The organism is Oleiphilus sp. HI0061 (assembly GCF_001635675.1).
The window spans coordinates 1-1,468 of record NZ_LWFE01001424.1; the positions used below are offsets into that span (position 1 = coordinate 1).

The following is a 1,468-nucleotide window of genomic DNA, read 5'->3' on the forward strand; positions in this document are numbered from 1 at the left end:
TTTAATACCATGAACTTTCAGCTCACTGTCTACGACAGCCATAGGGTCATTGCCCATTTTGCAGGTGCCGCTAGGGTGATATACCAAGCCTAGCCGTTCTTTACACTTCTTCAAAAGTGCCTCATCTGATTGGATGTTATTACCTGGGTGCAACTCTTCGCCACGATGCCCATCAAAGGCTGGGCTTGCTAATATTTTCCGAGCAACCCGAATGCCGTTGACTAATACTTTTGCATCCTCAGGGTCGGAGAAAAAGTTGAAGTCGATTTTGATTGGCTCTCTTGGGTCTGCTGATTTTAAGCTGAGTTTGCCTCGGCTTTTAGGGCGAAGGACGCAAACGTGAAGAGAGTAGCCATGGCTAGACAGGAGTTTTAAATCGCGCCCGCAGTCGTCAAAGAGTAAGGGAACAAAGTGCATCTGAATGTCTGGTACCTTTACCTCGGGGCTAGACTTCAAAAAGGCGCCCGCCTGGGTAATTGAGTTCGCCAGATTGCCTTGCTTGTCGCGCAGATATTTAAGAGTGTCGGGTAGCATTTTTAGCAGTCCGCCGGGGCTTGTCGAGAAACCATCCTTCTTTTTGCTTTTCACCAAAACACAGGCATCAACATGTTCCTGCAGGTTCTTTCCGACGCCGGGCAAATCCTGTATCACTTCGATACCATGTTGTTGAAGCTCCTCTTTATCGCCGATACCTGAAAGCATAAGCGTTTGAGGAGAGTTGAAGGCGCCGCCGCACAACAGCACTTCTTTACGTGCATGGACGGTATGCTTTTCACCTTGTTGAGTAAACTCGACCCCTGTTGCGACTTTGTTCTCGATGAGAATTTTATCGACAAAGGCCTCGCATTCAACAAAGAGGTTTTGCCTTGTCATGGCCGGCTTTAAATAGGCGCGTGAAACGCCGCAGCGCTCGCCATCTTTGATGGTAAATTGATAATAGCCCGCGCCTTCAAATTGTGGTCCGTTGAAATCTTCTGTTAGAGGGTATCCTGCTTGCTCACTTGCAGCCAAAAAACACTCGTTAAGCGGGTAAGTGTTTTGCGTGTCAGAGACATAGATAGGGCCTTCTCCACCATGATAGTCACTGGCACCGCGCTCGTTGGTTTCTGATTTTTTGAAGTAGGGCAGCATGTCATCAAAGCTCCAGCCAGGGTTTCCTTGTGCTTCCCAGGTATCGTAGTCTGATTTGTGACCGCGAATATAAACCATGGCATTGACAGCACTGCTGCCGCCGAGAGTTTTTCCGCGAGGACAAAATAGAGGCTGCCCGTTACGTATATCGGCAACCGGCTCAGACTCGTAGCGCCAGTTATATTTCTTACTATACATGAAGTAAGCAAAAGCCCCGGGAACCTTGATCATCGGGCTTTTATCTCGCGGCCCGGCTTCCAGCACAAGCACGGTTTTATCACCTTCTTGGGATAAACGCTGAGCTAATACGCTGCCCGCAGAACCAGCGCCAATGATG

Annotated in this window: 1 protein-coding gene; it reads right to left on the bottom strand. The window is 48.9% G+C overall.

Annotation, left to right across the window (positions count from 1 at the left end; all coding sequences use genetic code 11):
- Positions 1-1,468: GMC family oxidoreductase (locus A3735_RS22510; protein WP_068638697.1), on the bottom strand; the 1,468-nt coding region annotated here is incomplete at both ends.